The sequence below is a fragment of the Bradyrhizobium sp. 44 genome (genome assembly GCF_023073095.1).
Lineage (GTDB): Bacteria > Pseudomonadota > Alphaproteobacteria > Rhizobiales > Xanthobacteraceae > Bradyrhizobium.
Window position 1 is genome coordinate 141,343 of sequence record NZ_JADPIY010000004.1, and the last position, 17,870, is coordinate 159,212.

Sequence of the window (17,870 nt, forward strand, 5' to 3'; positions counted from 1 at the left end):
CGAAAGGGCCGTCTCGAAAGACGGCCCTTGGTTGTTATTCGACAATCTCGACGATCCGGTGGGTTCGCGGTTCGACCAGAACCGTGCGACCGTTCACCACCGTGTAACGATACTCACGGGCGCCGTACTCGGGTGGCACCTCGTAATAGGTCACGCCCTCCTCCGGAAGAACCGCCCCGACTCTCACATCCTCGCGGTACTGATATGAGGGCCGCCGCTGTTCGACGACGTAGGAGTGAAAGCGAGGACGTTGATCGACGCCAAGGACTCCCGCCACGCCGCCAACGACGCCGCCGACGACGCCACCCACAACTGCACCGACAGGCCCTGCCGCTCGCTCACCATCCCGCGCACCGCGTTCGACGCCTCCGGGAACGCCCTGGGCCTGGGTCGTTACGGGAAGCAGGACGGCGACGGCAACAGCGGCGGCTCCGACTAAACGGCAAATCATGGCAGCTCCTATGGTGGGGGATTGGTGCAAGATCAAGTACCAAGCCGACCATAGGTTCCCCAGAAGTCATGGACTGCAGGCGTTATTGCCCGAATGGGCTCGTGCGGCCTGCAATTGCGGGCAATCCAGCGCGCCCTTACCGCGTAAACTGCAGCACCGCGAGAAGCGAACGTCTCCCATCTATGAACGCGGGCCCTGCTGTTCGGCTTGCTCACCCGCAATCCGCGCCAGGTAATCCTTCTTGCTGAACTGCATGTGATCCACACACAGCTGCGCCAGCGCCCAGCTGTCACGGCCCTTCAACAGCTCGATCATCAGCTCGTGCTGGCGCTGTGATTGCGCGAGGCCGTCTCGGTCGGCGAGGTTCTTGGCGCGCATCGGCAACGTCAGGTTCATGTAGTCCTGCAGCGAGCGCACCAGATAGGGATTGCCGCAGGCCGAGAACAGCGCGAGGTGGAAGGCGTCGTTGGCCTCGTGGATGCCGCGCAGGTCCTGCAAATCCGCTCTCGCGCAATATTGCCGCTGCAATGCGGAGAGCTCGTCGATCAGGCCTTGCGGAGCGGGCAGGGGGATCATCAACGCCGCCTGCCGGGTCAGCATCTCCCGGACCTCGTAGATCTGCCCGACCTCTTCGGCCGAGTAGAACCGCACGGTGGCGCCGACATTCTTCTCGCGGCGGACGATGCCGCGGCGCTCCGCATCCACCAGCGCCTGGCGCACGAAGTGCCGCGAGGTGCCGTAAGCCGACATCAGCGCGTCTTCGGTGAGGCGCGCGCCTGGCGCGAGCCGGCCGAAGATGATGTCCTCCTCGAGCCGCGCGACGATGTCGTCCGGATCGTCGCGCCGGACCGTCATGGCTTCTGCGGTGTGAGTGTCGGACATGCCCTCGGCCTCCCGGCGCTTGGCCGGTCCGTACTGTGGAGCAGGCAAGGCTCAGATTGTCAATAATTTGGTCGTCACCAGGGCGCCAATGGCGAAAATGCCAAGTTTGACGTCTGCCTTATTGACAATCAAGGGGCAGGCTGTACGACAATGACCCGATGATGGGAGTGGTATGATGACGAGTGGGTTGCGCAAAGGGCTGACGAGCTATGGCGATGCCGGCTTCTCGCTGTTTCTGCGCAAGGCGTTCATAAAGGCCATGGGCTATTCCGACGACGCGCTCGAGCGCCCGATCGTCGGCATCACCAACACCTACAGCGACTACAATCCCTGCCACGGCAACGTCCCGCAGATCATCGAGGCCGCCAAGCGCGGCGTGATGCTGTCGGGCGCGATGCCGTTCGTGTTCCCGACTATCTCGATCGCCGAGAGCTTTGCGCATCCGACCTCGATGTATCTGCGCAATCTGATGGCGATGGACACCGAGGAGATGATCCGGGCCCAGCCGATGGATTCGGTGATCGTCATTGGCGGCTGCGACAAGACACTGCCGGCGCAGGTGATGGCCGCGATCAGCGCCGATCTGCCGACGGTGGTCATTCCCGTTGGCCCCATGGTGGTTGGTCATCACAAGGGCGAGGTGCTGGGCGCCTGCACTGATTGCCGACGTCTCTGGGGCAAGTATCGCGCCGGCGAAATGGACGATGTCGAGATCGAGGCGGTCAACGGCCGCCTCGCACCATCGGTCGGCACCTGCATGGTGATGGGCACGGCCTCCACCATGGCCTGCATGATCGAGGCCATGGGCCTGTCGCTGCCTATGAGCGCGACGATTCCCGCGCCGCATGCGGAGCGCTTTCGGCTTGCCGAGGCGAGCGGCAGGGTGGCCGCCGAGATGGCCAAGACCAAGGGTCCAAAGCCGAGCGAGGTGCTGACGCCGGCGTCTTTCAAGAATGCCCAGGTCGTGCTCCAGGCCATCGGCGGCTCGACCAACGGCCTGATCCATCTGACCGCGATGGCGCATCGCTCGCCGCACCGGCTCGATCTCGAAGTGTTCGATCAAATCGGCCGCGAGGTTCCGGTGCTGATCGATCTGAAGCCGTCCGGCGAGCATTACATGGAGCATTTTCATCATGCCGGTGGCGTGCCGAAGTTGCTGGCGCAGCTTGGCGATCTCGTCGATCTCGATGCGAAGACGATCACGGGCGAGAGCCTGCGCGACGTCGTCGCGAAGGCGGAAGACGTGCCCGGCCAGGACGTGATCCGTCCGCGCGACAATCCGATCAAGAAGGAAGGCGGCCTCGCCGTCCTGCACGGCAATCTCGCCCCTCGCGGCGCGGTCATCAAGCAGTCGGCTGCACGCCCGAAACTATTGCAGCACACCGGGCGTGCGGTGGTGTTCGAATCCGTCGAGGACATGACGCTCCGGGTTGACGATCCCGATCTCGACGTCACCGCCGATGACGTGCTGGTGCTGCGCAACGCCGGCCCCAAGGGGGCGCCCGGCATGCCCGAGGCGGGCTATCTGCCTATCCCGAAGAAGCTCGCGCGTGGCGGTACCAAGGACATGGTGCGCATTTCGGATGCGCGCATGAGCGGCACCGCGTTCGGCACCATCGTGCTGCACATCACGCCGGAATCCGCCGTGGGCGGGCCGCTGGCGCTGGTGCAGAACGGCGACATGATCCGCCTCGACGTCGCCAAGCGCAGCATCGAGCTTCTCGTCGATGCTACCGAGCTCGAACGGCGGCGCGGCGCGTTGAAACCCGCGGCTACGCCGGACGAGGCGCGGCGCGGCTACGCCTGGCTGTTCAACGAGACCATCATGCAGGCCGACGAGGGCTGCGATTTCGATTTTATGCAGAGAACTGGGAAGAAGACGGATAAGGGGTGACCAACCACCCGAACGAACGCTCAGACCGCTAAAGCGGCGAGCGATAAAACAAGGGGGAAACGATGATTGCACGATCCATGCTTGGGCTGGCGGCAACGGCCGCTGTTCTTTTCGTCACGGGCGCGTCGGCGCAGGAGGTGAAGCATTATCGCTTTGCCTACGACCAGCCGCGCAACACCGGCTATTCCATCGCGGGCGACCTCTTTGCCGAAAAGCTCAAGGAATTGAGCAAAGGCACCATGATCATCGATCAATATCCGGGCGCGCAGCTCGGGCAGGAGCCGCAGGTGCTCCAGCTCGTGAAGGCGGGCGACGTCGAATTTGCGATCATCTCCTCGGCGAACACCGCGACGATCTCGCCGCAGGCAGGTGTGATGTCGCTGCACTTCCTGTTCCGCGACGAGAACCACGTGGTCAAGGGCCTGGCCGATCCAAAAGTGTTCGACGCGCTCAAGACCATGATCGACGAGACCACACAGGGCCTGCATGTGATCGCGACCGGGTCGCAGGGCGTGCGCCACATGTACTCCAAGAAGGAGATCCACAATGTCGGCGACATCAAGGGCCTGAAGATCCGGGTGCAGGCGACCGCGACCGAGGACACCATGTTCCCGGCCTACGGCGCCCAGACCGTGCACATGCCGTTCGGCAGCGTCTACACGAGCCTGCAGACCGGCGTCGTCGACGTCGCCGAGAACAGCATCAACGTCTACCTCGTCAACAAGCACTACGAGGTCGCTCCGGTCCTGAACATCACCGAGCACGAGGCCAACAACGCGTTGGTGTTCATCTCCGACAAGCTCTGGCAGAGCTTGTCGGCCGAGCAGAAGCAATGGGTGCAGGCGGCGGGGAACGAGGTCAGCTCCAAGGAGCCGCAGAAGGCCTTCGACCTCGAACGCACCGCGGCAGAGAAGCTGAAGAAGATGGGCGTGAAGATCGTCGACAACGTCGACAAGAAGACCTTCACGGCGATCGCCGATCCCTATCTCGGCAAGCTCGCCAAGGAGCTCGGCCCGCACGCCGAGAAGATCAAGGATTTGATCCGCTCGATCAACTAGGCCGCGTACCGTTGCCTCCGCGTCGTCCCGGCGAAAGCCGGGACCCATACGCCGCGGCGGAGCTTGGGGCAGGATAGCCGCCAGCTCGCTTTGACCACACGCAGCCGGGGGTATGGGTCCCGGCTTTCGCCGGGACGACGGGGATAGTGATGACCATCGCCGACAAACTGCTGGTGCAACGCCAGCGTCACCTCAAATGGCGCGGGCTCGACTGGCTCGAGCTCGCGCTGATGATCCTCTGCGGCGTGCTCTGCTTCGGCTTCTCGCTGTCGGTGACCGCCGACATCGTCACCCGCACCATCGGCCATCCCTGGCTATGGCTCCAGGAAGTCACGTCGACGCTGTTCATCTACGCGATCTTCGTCGGCACCGCGGCTGCGACCCGGCGCAACGACCACCTCTATCTCACCGCAATCTCCGAGGCGATGCACGGCACGCCGCGTCTGATCGTCGAAATCATCATCCGCATCGTGGTGCTCGGCGTCGCCTTCTGCCTGATCTTGTACGGTTATCAGAACTATCTTCGCGGCTTCGGCAGTTTTCGCCTGCCGTCGGGCACGCCGATCGCCTCGCTCTACGCGATCATTCCGCTGTCGGGCGTGCTGGTCGGCCTGTTCACCATCGAGCAGCTCGTCAACGGTCTGCGCAACGGCTTTGACCACCCCGAGCCGCCCGAAGAGGATGACGGGGCGCCTGTCATCACCGACGCACAGATGAGGGCGCAGCCGTGAGCGCACCCATCGTTCTGGCGTTGATGACGGTCTGCTTCCTGTCGTTCGGCTATCTCGGCGTGCCAGTGCCGTTCTCGCTGATGGCCGGCGTCTTCATCGGCGCGCTCCTGTCGGACGTCTCGCTCGCCGCGATCATCCAGAAAGTCTTCGACGGCGTCGATTCCGAGGCGCTGCTGGCGATCCCCTTTTTCCTGCTGGTCGGCGAGCTCATGAGCTCGGCCAATGTGGTGGTTCGAATAGCCAACCTCTCGGTGTCGCTCGTTGGCCACATCAGAGGCGGCCTGTCGCAGGTCGTGGTCGTCTTCAGCATGTTCTTCTCGGAAATGTCGGGCTCGACCACCGCCGACGTCGCGGTGATGAGCCGCGCGCTGGGCGGCCCGATGAAACGCGAGGGCTACGAGCCCGCCTTCATCGCCGCCATCATCGCATCCGCCTCGACGATTGCGGCGCTGGTGCCGCCGAGCATCACCGCGGTGGTCTATGGCGCGGTCGGCAACGTCTCGATCGCCGGCCTGTTCATGGCAGGCGTCGTGCCGGGCCTGATGATCGGCTTCGGCTTGATGATCTACTGCTATTTCTTCGGTCCGTCCGGCCTGCGCAAGCCGCGCGCGCCGCTGCGGCAGGTGGTGTTCGCGGCCGGCGATGCGGCGCTACCGCTGATGATCCCGGTGATCCTGTTGGGCGGCATCCTGACCGGCTGGTTCACGCCGACGGAAGCCGGCGTCGTCGCCGTGGTCTGGATTGTCGTGGTCGTGATCCCCGCGCTCAACCGCGGGCATATCAGGAAGATTCCGTACGATTTCTGTCTTGCGGGCCTGATCTTCTCGCTGCCGCTGATCACGATCGGCGCCGCCAATGCGTTCGGCTGGATGCTCGCCTATTTGCGCGGTGCAAGCTACATCGCCGAAGTCATCACCTCGCTCGCCGGCAACGATCCGCATCTGATCATGTTGCTGATGGTACTGCTGTTCACGGTCGTCGGCGATTTCATCGAACCGGTACCGACCATCATCATCTTCATGCCGCTGGTCAACACGCTGACGGAAGCCGGCGACATCAACGCCGTTCACATGGGCGTGGTGCTGATCGCCACGCTCGCCTTCGGACTGATCACGCCGCCTTATGGCCTGGTGCTGCTGATGGCGTCGAAATTCGTCGGCGTCAGTTTCGCAAAGGCGCTACGCGCCGCGTTGCCGATCTATCTGGTCTTCCTCGGGACGATCGCGTTCGCGATCTACTTCCCGAGCGTGGTGCTGTGGCTGCCGCGGCAGGTGCTCCCCGAGTCGGTCGGCTGCTTCAAGTCCCCCGCGGGGACGGGGTACATCTGTCCGCAGTGAGAGCTACTTGCTCTTGCTGGTGAATTTCTTCACGGCAGCGCGAAACTCCTCCGTGTTCATCGCCATGATGATCTTGTGCTCCTCGGCGTCGAGCTGCTGCTTCACCGGCGTGGTGGCGGCCTGGTAGATCAGCGATTTGGTGCCGGCAATCGCGGCCGGCGGGTTCTGCGCCAGCCGCACGGCGAGAGTTCGCGTTGCCGCCTTCAGCTCGGCGGCGGGAACGACCTTCGCAACCAGGCCCCATTCATGGGCCTGCTGCGCGGTGAAATTGTCCTCGGCGAGGAAAATCTGGAGCGCGCGGCGCGGGCCGACCGTGTTGACGATGCCGACCGTGGATCCGCCGTCCGGCGACACGCCGATCTTGGCGTAGGCCGGCGCGAATTTGGCGTCCTCCGCCGCGATGCAGAGATCGGTGACGAAGGCGAGGCCCATGCCGGCGCCGGCTGCTGAGCCGTGCACGCTGGACAGCGAGATCTTCGGCATGCGCCGAATGATTTCGATGAAGGCATGATAATGCTTCAACAGCTCGCCGACGACAGGCGTCACCGTATTGGCTTCAGCCGCGGCGCCGATCGTCTGCAGATCTCCGCCGGCCGAGAAGGCGCGGCCTTCGCCTTCGAGGACCACGACCCTGATATCGTCGGCGCCCTCAATGTAGGCCGCGAGCTGTTCGAGCTTTTGTGCAATCGCCAGATTGATCGAGTTGAACGCGGCGGGCCGGTTGAGCGTGATCGTCGCAATCGGGCCATCGATGCGCAGCAAGGCGGGATCGTCGGACTGGGAGACGGGAGCGGTCATCGGAAATCCCCGGCATGAGGTCGATGCACGAACTAAATCGCAGAAGGCGAGGGGTGACAATCCCCGCCTGGCGCTCTTGCGCAAGCGGGAACGATAGGCTCAAATGGGCAGGCCTTCGTTTAGGGACGGACACGAGCGCCGGCTCCTCCTAGGCTAGCAAGCCAAAATCAGAGAGAGGAGACGACATGGGTGACGCTCGTGCCTTGCGGAAATGGGCTGTCCAATGACGGATGGTCCGGTGGTCGTTATCGGTGCCGGCCATGGCGGCTACCAGGTCGCGGCATCGCTGCGCCAGGCAGGATTTTCCGCGCCCATCTGCCTGGTCAATGACGAGGCGCATCTGCCCTATCAGCGGCCGCCGCTGTCCAAGGCCTACATCAAGGGTTCGTCCGGGCCGGAGAGCCTGATGTTCCGGCCGGAGAAATTCTACCAGGACCAGACCATCGAGCTGGTTGCGGGCCGCGCGGTGTCGATCGACCGCGCGGGGCGCAAGGTGCTGCTCGCCTCGGGCAGGACGCTGCCCTATGGCCACCTCGTGCTGGCGACCGGCGCGCGCAACCGGCTGCTCGATCTGCCCAATGCCAATCTCCCCGACGTGAAATATTTGCGCATCCTCGACGAGAGCGAGACTCTGCGAGAGATCATCCCGTCGAAGACGCGGGTGGTGGTGATCGGCGCCGGCTTCATCGGCCTCGAATTCGCGTCCACCGCGCGCATCAAGGGCCTCGAGGTCGACGTGCTCGAACTCGCCCCGCGCGTGATGGCGCGCGCGGTGACGGCGGAGGTCTCGGAGTATTTTCAGGCGCGGCATCGCGAGGCCGGCATCCGCATTCACCTCGGCGTGCAGGCAACATCCATCGAGACAGAGGGCGGCAAGGTCACCGGCGTCTCCTTGAGCGACGGAAGGCATCTGCCGGCGGATCTCGTCGTGGTCGGCGTCGGCGTGCTGCCGAATATCGAGCTCGCGGCGGAGGCGGGGCTGCCGGTCGCGGCCGGTATCATCGTCGACGAATATCTCTCGACGGCCGATCCCGATATCTCGGCGATCGGCGATTGCGCGCTGTTCGCAAGCCCGCGCTTCGGCGGATCGCAGCGGCTGGAATCGGTGCAGAATGCCACTGATCACGCGCGCTGCCTCGCGGCGCGGCTGACCGGCGACCGCAAGGCCTATGACAGCCATCCCTGGTTCTGGAGCGACCAGGGCGAGGACAAGCTCCAGATCGCAGGCCTCACCACCGGCTACGACCGCGTCGTGCTACGCGGCGATCCCGCCAGGAAGGCGTTCTCGGCGTTCTGCTACAAGGGCGACAGCCTGCTCGGCATCGAATCGATCAACCGTGCCGGCGACCACATGTTCGGCCGCCGCCTGTTCGGCCTGGATCGCTCGATCACGCCGGAGCAGGCCGCCGATGAAAGCTTTGACCTGAAGGGCGCGCTGGCGTGATCAGCCGGCGTTGAGGACGGCGGCGACTTCCCCGGCCGTCGGCATTGACGGCCCCGCGCCCATGCGCTGCACGGAGATCGAGGCGGCGGCATTGGCGAAGGCGAGTGCCGCGCGCAAGTCGACGCCGTCGGCAAGTTGCGCCGCGAGCGCTCCCACAAAACAATCGCCTGCGCCTGTGGTGTCGAGCGCCTTCACCACGCGGCCGGACACCGAAAACTCCTCGCGTCCCGCGAGCGCCAGCACGCCGCGCTTGCCGAGGGTCACACAGATGGTCTGGTCCTCGCGCGCCTGAAGTTTTCGCGCGACGTCGAGGATCCGCGAAGCCTCGTCCCTGTCGGACAACTCGACCCCGGCGAGGAGGCCGAGCTCGGTCTCGTTCAGCACGAGGATGTCGACCAGCGCGAGCAATTCGCCCGACATGGTTTGTGCCGGGGCCGGATTGAGCAGCGTCGTGGCGCCAATGTCGCGAGCCCGCTGGAAGAACGCGGCGATCGTCGGCAGCGGGATCTCGAATTGACTGACCGCGACATCGCCTTTCGTCAGCGGGACGGTCGCGACGTCGTCGATGCCGACGAGCGCATTGCTGCCGGGAATGACGACGATGGTGTTGTCGGCGTCTGCGACCGTGATGATGGCGGTGCCGGTGTGCGCCTCGGCCGCCTCCTGGAGGTAGCCGAGATCGATGCCTTGCGCGCCGAGGAACGTCCTCAGCTCACCGCCGAACGAATCCTTGCCGAGCCGGCCGATCAGCGTGGTCCGCGCGCCAAGTCGCGACGCCGCCACCGCCTGGTTGGCGCCCTTGCCACCCGGAAAATAGAGCACCTGCTTGCCGGCGACGGTCTCGCCGATCTTCGGATGGCGATCGGCTGTCGCCACGACATCCATATTGATGCTGCCGGCGACGAAGACGCGCCCCATCATGACCCCTGCGAACGCTAGACCCTGACCTCGAACTCGTGCCTGACCTTGGCGATGTCGACCAGCGTCGGCAGGCCGGCTTCGTTGCCAAGGCGTTGGATCTTGAAGGTCGAGGCTGCCCGGGCAAAATCAAAATGCTCGCGCCAGCTTTTGCCGGGATGGGCAAGATAGGAATAGACATAGGCGCCGTGGAAGACGTCGCCTGCGCCGTTGGTGTCGATCACACGCTCGCGCGGAATCGGCATCGCCGGCATGATCTCGACCGCGCCTGTTTCGTTGTACCAGAGCAGGCCCTTCTCGCCCATGGTGATGCCGCCGATCTTGCAGCCGCGGCTCTTGAGGTAATCCAGCATCTTCTCCGGCGGCAGATCCATCTGCTCGCACAGGCGCTCGGCAACGATGGCGACGTCAATGAATTCCAATAGCTCATGCGTGTTGGTGCGAAGGCCGCCACCGTCGAGCGAGGTCAAGATGCCGGCCTCGCGGCAGACTTTCGCGTAGTGGATCGCGGCATCGGGTTGATGGCCGTCGACGTGCAGCGCGCGGCAGCCGCCGAGATTGAGCATCGGGAACGGATGGATGTGGTCGTCGTCGCGGCAGCGGACGATGGCGCGCTTGCCATCCTTCGGCATGATGAAGGACAGCGAGGACTGGTTGACCTTCCGTCCATGCAGCGAGATCGCGTATTTCGCGCACATGTCCATGAACATGCGGCCGAGCCAGTCATTGGCCGCGGTGGCGATCAGATCGGGCACGATGCCGAGCTTGGCGCAGCAGAACGCCGCGGTCACCGCATTGCCGCCGAAGGAAACCGCGTAGTCGGAGGCCACGTGCTTCTCGTCGCCGGTCGGCATGTGGTCGGTGATGAAGACGACGTCGATATAGGTCTGTCCGATGAAGAGAGCCTGCATTGCTTGTCCGTGATGCGCTTTGTGGTCCCGGCCGGCGTGCTTACTGTAACACCGGTTCCGCCGCGGGACCGCTGAAATTATTCGCAAAACCGCCGCTCGGAGTGCTTGAGGTCGGCATGCGGCCGGAATACGACCATCACCGGGTAATGCCAAGCCCGGACAAACGCCGTCTCTCGGTCCATGGTTCCGGGCCGGTCAACAGGGGGAAACATGATCACCGGCCTCGATCACGTCGTCGCTCTGGTCAGGGATATCGGTGCGGCCAGGGCGGCCTATCAGACACTGCTCGGGCGCGCGCCGGCCTGGCAGAATTCGGGCGAGGGCGCCGACCGTGTGCTGTTCACTCTCGCGAACATGACGATCGAATTGATGGCGCCGAACGGCTTCAGCGTGACCGCCGATCGCATGCGCGCGCTGCTTGGCGATCAGGAAGGCGTGCTCGCCAGCCTGTGCTTTCGTGTCGCGGACATGAGCAAAACGCACCGGCGGCTGGAGCGGGTGGCACTCATGCCGGATCCGGTTGCCGAGGTCGAAAGCAGCGACGCGGAGAGCGGCGCGGTCCTGCACTGGAAGCGAACGCGCGCCGCCACGGAGCTCACGCGCGGCGTGCGCATGTTCTTCCTCGAACTGGCTGATGAGCGCCCGCTTTCGAAGACGACTGATATCGGGCCGATCGATGCGCTCGACCACGTCGTGATCACCACCGAGGATTCCGATCGCGCTGCCGCGCTCTATGGCGCGCGACTCGGGCTCGATCTGGCGCTCGACCGCTCGCATCAGGATTGGGGCCAGCTGATGTTTTTCCGCTGCGGCGATCTCGTCGTCGAGGTGGTGCGCCGCCCCGTTGCGGGCGGCGATTCCCTGCATGACCGCCTCTGGGGCCTGAGCTGGCGGGTGGCCGACATCGACGCCACGCGCGCCCGCCTGATTGCCGCCGGCCTCGACGTCAGCGACGTGCGCAACGGCCGCAAGCCGGGCACGCGGGTGATGACGGTGCGGACCGGCACCTGCGGCATCCAGACGGTCCTGCTGGAGCGCTCGCCGAAGCCGGTGGATTGAGGTTCAGTCCTCCCCTCGTCATTGCGAGGAGCTCTTGCGACGAAGCAATCCAGCTGTCTCCGTGGTGGCAGTCTGGATTGGTTCGCTACGCTCGCAATGACGAAACTATGCGGCGGGCCGAGCGCGTGTTACACGGCATCCTGATAGCACCCAGCGAGCACCCGGTTTGGCGAAAGTAGCGGCAAAGCGAACTCTGAAATGGCAGCGCGATCCCGAGGGGATGCGGCTGCGCATTCTCGAAGCCGCCAAGCAGGAATTCTCGGCGCACGGGCTTGCCGGTGCGCGCGTCGACCGCATCGCGGCCAACGCCGGCGCCAACAAGCGGATGCTGTATTATCACGTCGGCAACAAGGACGAGCTCTATCTCGCGGTGCTCGAAGGCGCCTACGACAAGATCCGCAGCGAGGAGCGCGGGCTCGATCTCGAACATCTCGATCCGCCCGAGGCCATCCGCCGCCTGATCGAGTTCACCTGGAATTACTTCCTGCGCAATCCCGAATTCCTGTCGCTGCTCCAGACCGAGAATCTCGCGCGCGCAAAGCATCTCAAGAAATCGACCAAGGTCAAGTCGATGCACTCGCCCTTCGTCGAGATGATCGGCACCGTGGTGCGGCGCGGCGTGTCCGGCGGCGACTTCAAGGTCGCGGTCGATCCTGTCCAGCTCTACATCTCGATCGCGGGACTGTGCTTCTTCTATCTGTCGAACTCGGCGACGCTCAGCGTGATCTTCGGTCGCGATTTGCTGGCCAAGGACGCCAAGGACGAGCGGCTGGACCACATGGTCGGCCTCGTGCTGGCGGCGCTGACGGGGCGCTCCGCAGCGTTGCTAGATGCTACGAAGGCGCCGAAGTCGCGCGCCGCGGTGGCGCAGACGGCGTAGTCCATCGTCGTCCCGGCGAAGGCCGGGACCCATACCGCGTTATCTATCGATAGTGCGCGGTGGCCGTCCCCGCCAACCAGCCTTCGCCAAATTTTGCCCTGTGGGTATGGGTCCCGGCCTTCGCCGGAACGGCACGACCTTTGCGGAACCCCTGTCCAAAACGTCGCAGGAAAACCGCTGGACAGTATTTACCCAACGGGTTAATTTCTCGCCCAACGAACAAGACGACCGGGAGTGAGACGTGGCTGAGCTGAAGCCGCAGAGTGCGGTGTCCAAGATGCTGAATGCGGCCTGGATCCGGCCGTTTTTGTTCCTGGTGTTCATCGTCGTGGCTTGGGATCTCGCCATCCGGCTGTTCAAGATTCCCGCCTACCAGATTCCGTCGCCGGGCGATGTCATTGCGGTGCTGCTCACCGATTGGCCGGAACTGCTGCGCCAGTCTTGGCCGACGACTTATGCAACCGTCTGCGGCTTCGCGCTCTCGGCGCTTTTTGGGATCCCCATCGCGATGCTGATCGCGGGCTCCAAGACAGTGGAGAGCTACGTCTATCCGCTGCTGGTGTTCTCGCAATCCGTGCCGAAGATCGCGATCGCTCCGCTGTTCGTGGTGTGGTTCGGCTTCGGCATCATTCCGAAAGTGATCTCGGCGTTCCTGCTTGGGTTTTTCCCGGTGGTGGTCTCCGCTGTGCAAGGCTTCAAATCCGTCGATCCGGATATGGTCGATCTCGCCCGCGCCATGCAGGGCAGCCGCTTCCAGGTGTTTTGCGCGGTGAACCTGCCGCATGCGCTGCCCGCGATCTTCTCCGGCCTCAAAGTGTCGGTGACGCTCGCCGTGGTCGGCGCCGTCGTCGGCGAGTTCGTCGGCTCCAATTCCGGCATCGGCTATGTGATGCAGCGCTCGATCGGCACCTTCGACCTGCCGACGATGTTTGCGGCCCTCGTGATCCTCGCGTTGCTCGGCGTCATCCTGTTCTGGATTGTGGACCGGATCGAGAAGCTGGTCATCCCCTGGCATGTCAGCCAGCGCGAGGACGTGATTTTCGCCTCTTAACAACAACCAAAGCAACGAACGGCCGCCAACGGCCGACGCAAACAACGACAAGGGAGTGTGACGATGAAGCGGTGGATAGGAGCTGTCTCGGCGGCGCTGATGGTGTTTGCGGCCATGCCGGCGCAAGCGGCCGACAAGGTCGTGCTGATGCTCAACTGGTACGTCTATGGCGAGCACGCGCCGTTCTATTACGGCAAGGCCAAGGGCATTTATGCGGCCGAGGGCATCGACCTCGAAATTCAGGAAGGCCGTGGCTCGGCTGCGACCACCCAGGCGGTGGCCGCCAAGACCGCCGATTTCGGCTATGTCGACGTGCCCACCATGATGCGCGCGGCGATCAAGGGTGCGCCGGTGGTTGCGACCGGCGTGCTGCTCCAGACCAGCCCGATGTCCGCCATGGGTTTCGTCGACAAGAACATCAGGAAGCCCGAGGATATCAAGGGCAAGACGGTCGCGATCACGCCGGCCGATTCCATGACCCAGATCTGGCCGCTGTTCCTGAAGAAGACCGGCCTCAAGGAAAGCGACTTCCAGACGGTGGCGGGCGATGGCCAGACCAAGCTCAACGCGGTCATCAACGGCCAGGCTGACCTCTTGCTCGGCTACGTCATGGACCAGTCGATGAAGATCAAGGACGCCACCGGCAAGGACGTCTATCCGATCAAGTTCGCCGACTACGGCATCAACATGGTCTCCTCCGGCATCATTGCCAATACTGATTATGTGAAGGCCAATGCCGATCTCGTCCGCCGCTTCATGTCGGCCACGACCAAGGCGGTCGAGGCCGCTGAGAAGGAGCCGAAGGCGGCAGCGCAGTCGATCCTCGATGCCAACCCCAAGGGCGGCAAGATCGACACGCTGACGCAAGGTTTTGAGCTGACCATTCCGCTCTACCGGACGCCCGAGACCAAGAGCAAGCGGCCGTTCCAGGTCACCGACCAGAACATGACGGACTCGGTCAATCTGATGGTCGAATATGGCGGGCTCGACGCCAAGGCCAAGGAGAACCCGAAGGCGTTCTATACCAACGACTATCTGCCGAAGAGCGGTTCGTGAAACCCGCGACAACCATGAGCGAAACCCTGCAACCGGCCGCGCATCTGAGACTGGTGAGCGACCGGGCTGCCGGCGATGCGTCGGGCATCAAGCTGTCAGGCGTGTCGAAGACCTACCGGACGCGCGACGGCGATGTGCCGTCGTTGCGGCCGCTCGACTTCCACATCAATGACGGCGAGTTCTTCGTCGTGGTCGGCCCATCCGGCTGCGGCAAGTCCACGCTGCTCAAGCTGATCTCGGGACTGCTGCCGCCGACCACGGGCGATATCCTGGTCGAGGGCGAGAAGGTGACGGCGCCGCACGGCAATGTCGGCATCGTGTTCCAGAACGCGCTGCTGCTGCCATGGCGCAACATCCTGTCCAACGTGATGCTGCCGATCGACATGAAGCGGCTGCCGCGGCAGACATATCTCGACCGCGCCAAGGCGCTGTTGAAGCTGGTTGGGCTCGAAGGTTTCGAGAAGAAGCTGCCGTGGCAGCTCTCCGGTGGTATGCAGCAGCGCGCCTCGATTTGCCGCGCCCTGGTGCATGATCCCCGGATCATGCTGATGGACGAGCCGTTCGGCGCGCTCGACGCGTTGACGCGCGAGCGCATGAATGTCGAGCTGATGCGGATCCAGCGCGAGACCAGGAAGACGGTCCTGCTGATCACGCACTCGATCCCCGAGGCCGTGTTCCTCGCCGATCGCGTGCTGGTCATGACCGAGCGGCCCGGCGCGGTCGCCGCCATCTACGACGTGCCGCTGCCGCGCCCGCGCTCGCTGGACGTGATGGCCGACCCTGTGTTCACCGAACTCGTACAGCGCATCCGCAAGCACTTTTTCTCGCAAGGTTCGCTGGACTAAAGCCATGGCGCCGCGTCTGAAGCTGCGAGATATCGCGTTCTTCGAACGTCCCGTGCAGTTCGCGCGGCCGTTCCGCTTTGGCGCGATCACCATCAATGCGACGCCGCAGCTGTTCGTGCGGGTCGAGATCGAGGTCGAGGGCAGGGGAAGTGCATTCGGTGCCAGCGCCGAGCTGCTGGTGCCGAAATGGTTCGACAAGCGGCCGGAACTGTCGCCGGCGCAGACCGTCGATGATTTGCGCCGCTCGCTGGAGATCGCGCGGGGGCTTTATCTTGCGCGAACCGGATTTCTCACGGCATTCGATCTGCATGCATCGTGCGTCGGTGCCCAGGTCGCGACCTGTGCGAAAAAGAACATTCCGGCGCTTGCCGCGGCCTACGGCCCTGCCGAAATCGACAAAGCGATCCTCGACGCGCTGCTCCGTGCGGCCGAGACCAATTTTTTCGACGGCATGGCCGGCAACATCGCCGGCATCGATGCGCGGCTTTCGCCCGACCTGAAGGACACGGATCTCAAGACGTTTCTATCCGGCCGGAAGCCGCTGGCGCGCGTTGCCATCAGGCATACCGTCGGTCTCGACGACACCGTTGAAGGCGAGGGCGGAGTTGCAGATCCCCACGAGAACTCCGGTGCAAGATACTTCAAGCTGAAGCTGTCGGGGGACCCCGTCGCCGATGCAGCGCGGCTGGCGCGCATTGGAAAGGAGCTCGATGCGCTGGACCGTGACTACAAGGTGACGCTCGATGCCAACGAGCAATATGCCGATCTCGCAGCCTTGCATGAACTCATCGGCCGGCTCGACCATGACACTGCGCTGCGATCGATTTCATCCAGGCTGCTCTATATCGAGCAGCCAATGCCGCGCGATGTTACGAGGCTGTCGCCGCTCGGCTCGCTCGCTGCGCGTGGCTTCATCATCGACGAAGCCGACGATTCCTACGACGCGTTTCCTGCGGCACGGGCGCTTGGCTATCACGGCATCTCGTCGAAATCGTGCAAAGGGCTTTACAAGTCCATCGTCAACGCGACGCGCGCGGCGAAATGGAGCGTGGCCGGCGAAAGATTCTTCGTGACCGGCGAGGACCTGACCTGCCAGGCGGGCCTCGCCGTGCAGCAGGACCTTGCGCTCGGTGCCTTCATCGGCATCACCCATGCCGAACGTAACGGCCACCATTACGTCGATGGCTTCGGTGATACGCCCGCCGCGGAGGCCCAGGCTTTCGCTGTCGCGCATCCCGATCTCTACGCGGATGCCGGGCAGGGCATCCGCCTCTCCATTCACAACGGCGATCTCCTCACGGGATCGCTCAATGTAACGGGCTTTGCGACGTCGGTTCATCCGGACTGGTCGGCGCTACGCCCGCTCGAACAGCCAAAATCACTCTGGGAGCAATCGGCATGACCACCCAACGCCTCGGCCTCATCATGAACGGCGTCACGGGCCGCATGGGGCTCAATCAGCATCTGATCCGTTCGATCGTCGCGATCCGCGAGCAGGGCGGCGTCCGCTTGAAGAACGGCGACCGCGTGATGCCGGACCCGATCCTGGTCGGCCGCAGCGCCGAGAAGGTCGAGGGGCTCGCCAAGCGCTACAACATCACGCGCTGGACCACCGATCTCGATGCCGCCCTCGCCGACAAGAACGACACCATGTTCTTCGATGCCGCGACCACACAGGCGCGGCCGGGCCTTCTGACCCAGGCCATCAATGCCGGCAAGCACGTTTATTGCGAGAAGCCGATCGCGACGAACTTCGAGGCGGCGCTCGAGGTCGTCAAGCTCGCCAATTCCAAGGGCATCAAGCACGGCACGGTGCAGGACAAGCTGTTCCTGCCCGGCCTGAAGAAGATTGCCTTCCTGCGCGACTCCGGCTTCTTCGGCCGCATCCTCTCGGTGCGCGGCGAGTTCGGCTATTGGGTGTTCGAAGGTGGCTGGCAGGAGGCGCAGCGGCCGTCATGGAATTATCGCGACGAGGACGGCGGCGGCATCATCCTCGACATGGTTTGCCACTGGCGCTACGTGCTCGACAATCTCTTCGGCGAGGTCGAGAGCGTGAGCTGCATCGGCAACACCGACATCCCGGAGCGTTTCGACGAGCAGGGCAAGAAGTACAAGGCGACCGCGGACGACTCCGCCTATGCCACGTTCCAGCTCAAGGGCGGCGCCATCGCCCACATCAATATGTCCTGGGTGACGCGCGTCTATCGCGACGATCTCGTCACCTTCCAGGTTGACGGCACGCTCGGCTCGGCCGTCGCCGGCCTTTCCGACTGCATGATCCAGGCGCGGCAGGCGACGCCCCGACCGGTGTGGAATCCCGACGAGAAGCGGCTGCACGATTTCTACGGCGACTGGCAGAAGCTGCCTGACAACGTCACCTACGACAACGGCTTCAAGGAGCAGTGGGAGATGTTCATCCGCCACGTCTACGAGGATGCGCCCTACAAGTTCACGCTGCTCGAGGGCGTCAAGGGCGTGCAGCTCGCCGAATGCGCGCTGAAGAGCTGGAAGGAGCGGCGCTGGATCGATGTCGCGCCGATCAAGGTCTGAGGAGG

At 63.9% G+C, this 17,870-nt stretch carries 17 protein-coding genes; 12 read left to right on the plus strand and 5 right to left on the minus strand.

The window, feature by feature from the left end:
- Positions 1-34: 34 nt before the first annotated feature.
- Together IVB41_RS00670 and IVB41_RS00675 are read right to left on the minus strand one after the other, a co-directional pair.
- Positions 35-451, minus strand: coding sequence for a DUF1236 domain-containing protein (locus IVB41_RS00670; protein ID WP_026233295.1), 417 nt, complete (start codon positions 449-451; stop codon positions 35-37).
- 180 nt (positions 452-631) lie between these two features.
- Entirely contained in the window at positions 632-1,333 is a 702-nt protein-coding gene (locus IVB41_RS00675) for a GntR family transcriptional regulator (protein ID WP_027568858.1), read from the minus strand.
- Positions 1,334-1,508: 175 nt separating this feature from the next.
- On the opposite strand from IVB41_RS00675, the gene IVB41_RS00680 reads away from it, so the two are divergent.
- From IVB41_RS00680 to IVB41_RS00695, 4 genes are all read left to right on the plus strand, one after another.
- Positions 1,509-3,227, plus strand: a complete 1,719-nt coding sequence (locus tag IVB41_RS00680; protein WP_247425856.1) for an IlvD/Edd family dehydratase — start codon at positions 1,509-1,511, stop codon at positions 3,225-3,227.
- A 62-nt stretch (positions 3,228-3,289) separates the two neighbouring features.
- Complete coding sequence (locus IVB41_RS00685) at positions 3,290-4,285, plus strand: TRAP transporter substrate-binding protein (RefSeq protein ID WP_247425858.1); 996 nt, start codon at positions 3,290-3,292, stop codon at positions 4,283-4,285.
- 149 nt (positions 4,286-4,434) lie between these two features.
- Positions 4,435-5,016 carry a TRAP transporter small permease gene (locus IVB41_RS00690; RefSeq protein WP_247399586.1) on the plus strand — a complete coding sequence of 194 codons (582 nt, stop codon included), beginning with the start codon at positions 4,435-4,437 and terminating at the stop codon, positions 5,014-5,016.
- Entirely contained in the window at positions 5,013-6,353 is a 1,341-nt protein-coding gene (locus IVB41_RS00695; RefSeq protein ID WP_027568862.1) for a TRAP transporter large permease, read from the plus strand. The genes IVB41_RS00690 and IVB41_RS00695 overlap by 4 nt, the downstream gene beginning before the upstream one ends.
- Positions 6,354-6,356: 3 nt before the next feature.
- On the opposite strand, the gene IVB41_RS00700 is transcribed toward IVB41_RS00695, so the two are convergent.
- Positions 6,357-7,151 carry an enoyl-CoA hydratase/isomerase family protein gene (locus IVB41_RS00700; RefSeq protein WP_247425860.1) on the minus strand — a complete coding sequence of 265 codons (795 nt, stop codon included), beginning with the start codon at positions 7,149-7,151 and terminating at the stop codon, positions 6,357-6,359.
- Positions 7,152-7,374: 223 nt separating this feature from the next.
- Between IVB41_RS00700 and IVB41_RS00705 the strand changes: the two genes are divergently transcribed.
- Positions 7,375-8,595 carry an NAD(P)/FAD-dependent oxidoreductase gene (locus IVB41_RS00705; RefSeq protein WP_247425862.1) on the plus strand — a complete coding sequence of 407 codons (1,221 nt, stop codon included), beginning with the start codon at positions 7,375-7,377 and terminating at the stop codon, positions 8,593-8,595.
- Here the strand turns inward: IVB41_RS00705 and IVB41_RS00710 are convergent, their stop codons facing one another.
- Together IVB41_RS00710 and IVB41_RS00715 are read right to left on the minus strand one after the other, a co-directional pair.
- Complete coding sequence (locus IVB41_RS00710) at positions 8,596-9,513, minus strand: ribokinase (protein WP_247426177.1); 918 nt, start codon at positions 9,511-9,513, stop codon at positions 8,596-8,598.
- Positions 9,514-9,530: 17 nt separating this feature from the next.
- A complete protein-coding gene (locus tag IVB41_RS00715; protein WP_247425863.1) occupies positions 9,531-10,424 on the minus strand; it encodes a sugar kinase in 894 nt (297 codons plus the stop codon).
- A gap of 210 nt (positions 10,425-10,634) precedes the next feature.
- Between IVB41_RS00715 and IVB41_RS00720 the strand changes: the two genes are divergently transcribed.
- The 7 genes from IVB41_RS00720 (at position 10,635) to IVB41_RS00750 (ending at position 17,865) form a co-directional block, all read left to right on the plus strand.
- Positions 10,635-11,483 carry a VOC family protein gene (locus IVB41_RS00720; RefSeq protein ID WP_247288531.1) on the plus strand — a complete coding sequence of 283 codons (849 nt, stop codon included), beginning with the start codon at positions 10,635-10,637 and terminating at the stop codon, positions 11,481-11,483.
- Positions 11,484-11,703: 220 nt separating this feature from the next.
- Positions 11,704-12,363 (plus strand): TetR/AcrR family transcriptional regulator, encoded by a 660-nt coding sequence (locus IVB41_RS00725; RefSeq protein WP_027568868.1) that lies wholly within the window; start codon positions 11,704-11,706, stop codon positions 12,361-12,363.
- A gap of 241 nt (positions 12,364-12,604) precedes the next feature.
- Positions 12,605-13,414 carry an ABC transporter permease gene (locus IVB41_RS00730; protein ID WP_247425867.1) on the plus strand — a complete coding sequence of 270 codons (810 nt, stop codon included), beginning with the start codon at positions 12,605-12,607 and terminating at the stop codon, positions 13,412-13,414.
- 63 nt (positions 13,415-13,477) lie between these two features.
- On the plus strand, positions 13,478-14,470 hold the full coding sequence (locus IVB41_RS00735) for an ABC transporter substrate-binding protein (RefSeq protein ID WP_026233291.1): 993 nt from the start codon (positions 13,478-13,480) through the stop codon (positions 14,468-14,470).
- 14 nt (positions 14,471-14,484) lie between these two features.
- Positions 14,485-15,315 carry an ABC transporter ATP-binding protein gene (locus IVB41_RS00740; RefSeq protein WP_249802476.1) on the plus strand — a complete coding sequence of 277 codons (831 nt, stop codon included), beginning with the start codon at positions 14,485-14,487 and terminating at the stop codon, positions 15,313-15,315.
- A gap of 4 nt (positions 15,316-15,319) precedes the next feature.
- Positions 15,320-16,717 carry a hypothetical protein gene (locus IVB41_RS00745; protein WP_247399576.1) on the plus strand — a complete coding sequence of 466 codons (1,398 nt, stop codon included), beginning with the start codon at positions 15,320-15,322 and terminating at the stop codon, positions 16,715-16,717.
- The gene (locus IVB41_RS00750; protein ID WP_018457058.1) at positions 16,714-17,865 is read left to right on the plus strand and encodes a Gfo/Idh/MocA family protein; all 1,152 of its coding nucleotides are present in this window, start codon (positions 16,714-16,716) and stop codon (positions 17,863-17,865) included. The genes IVB41_RS00745 and IVB41_RS00750 overlap by 4 nt, the downstream gene beginning before the upstream one ends.
- Positions 17,866-17,870 lie beyond the last annotated feature (5 nt).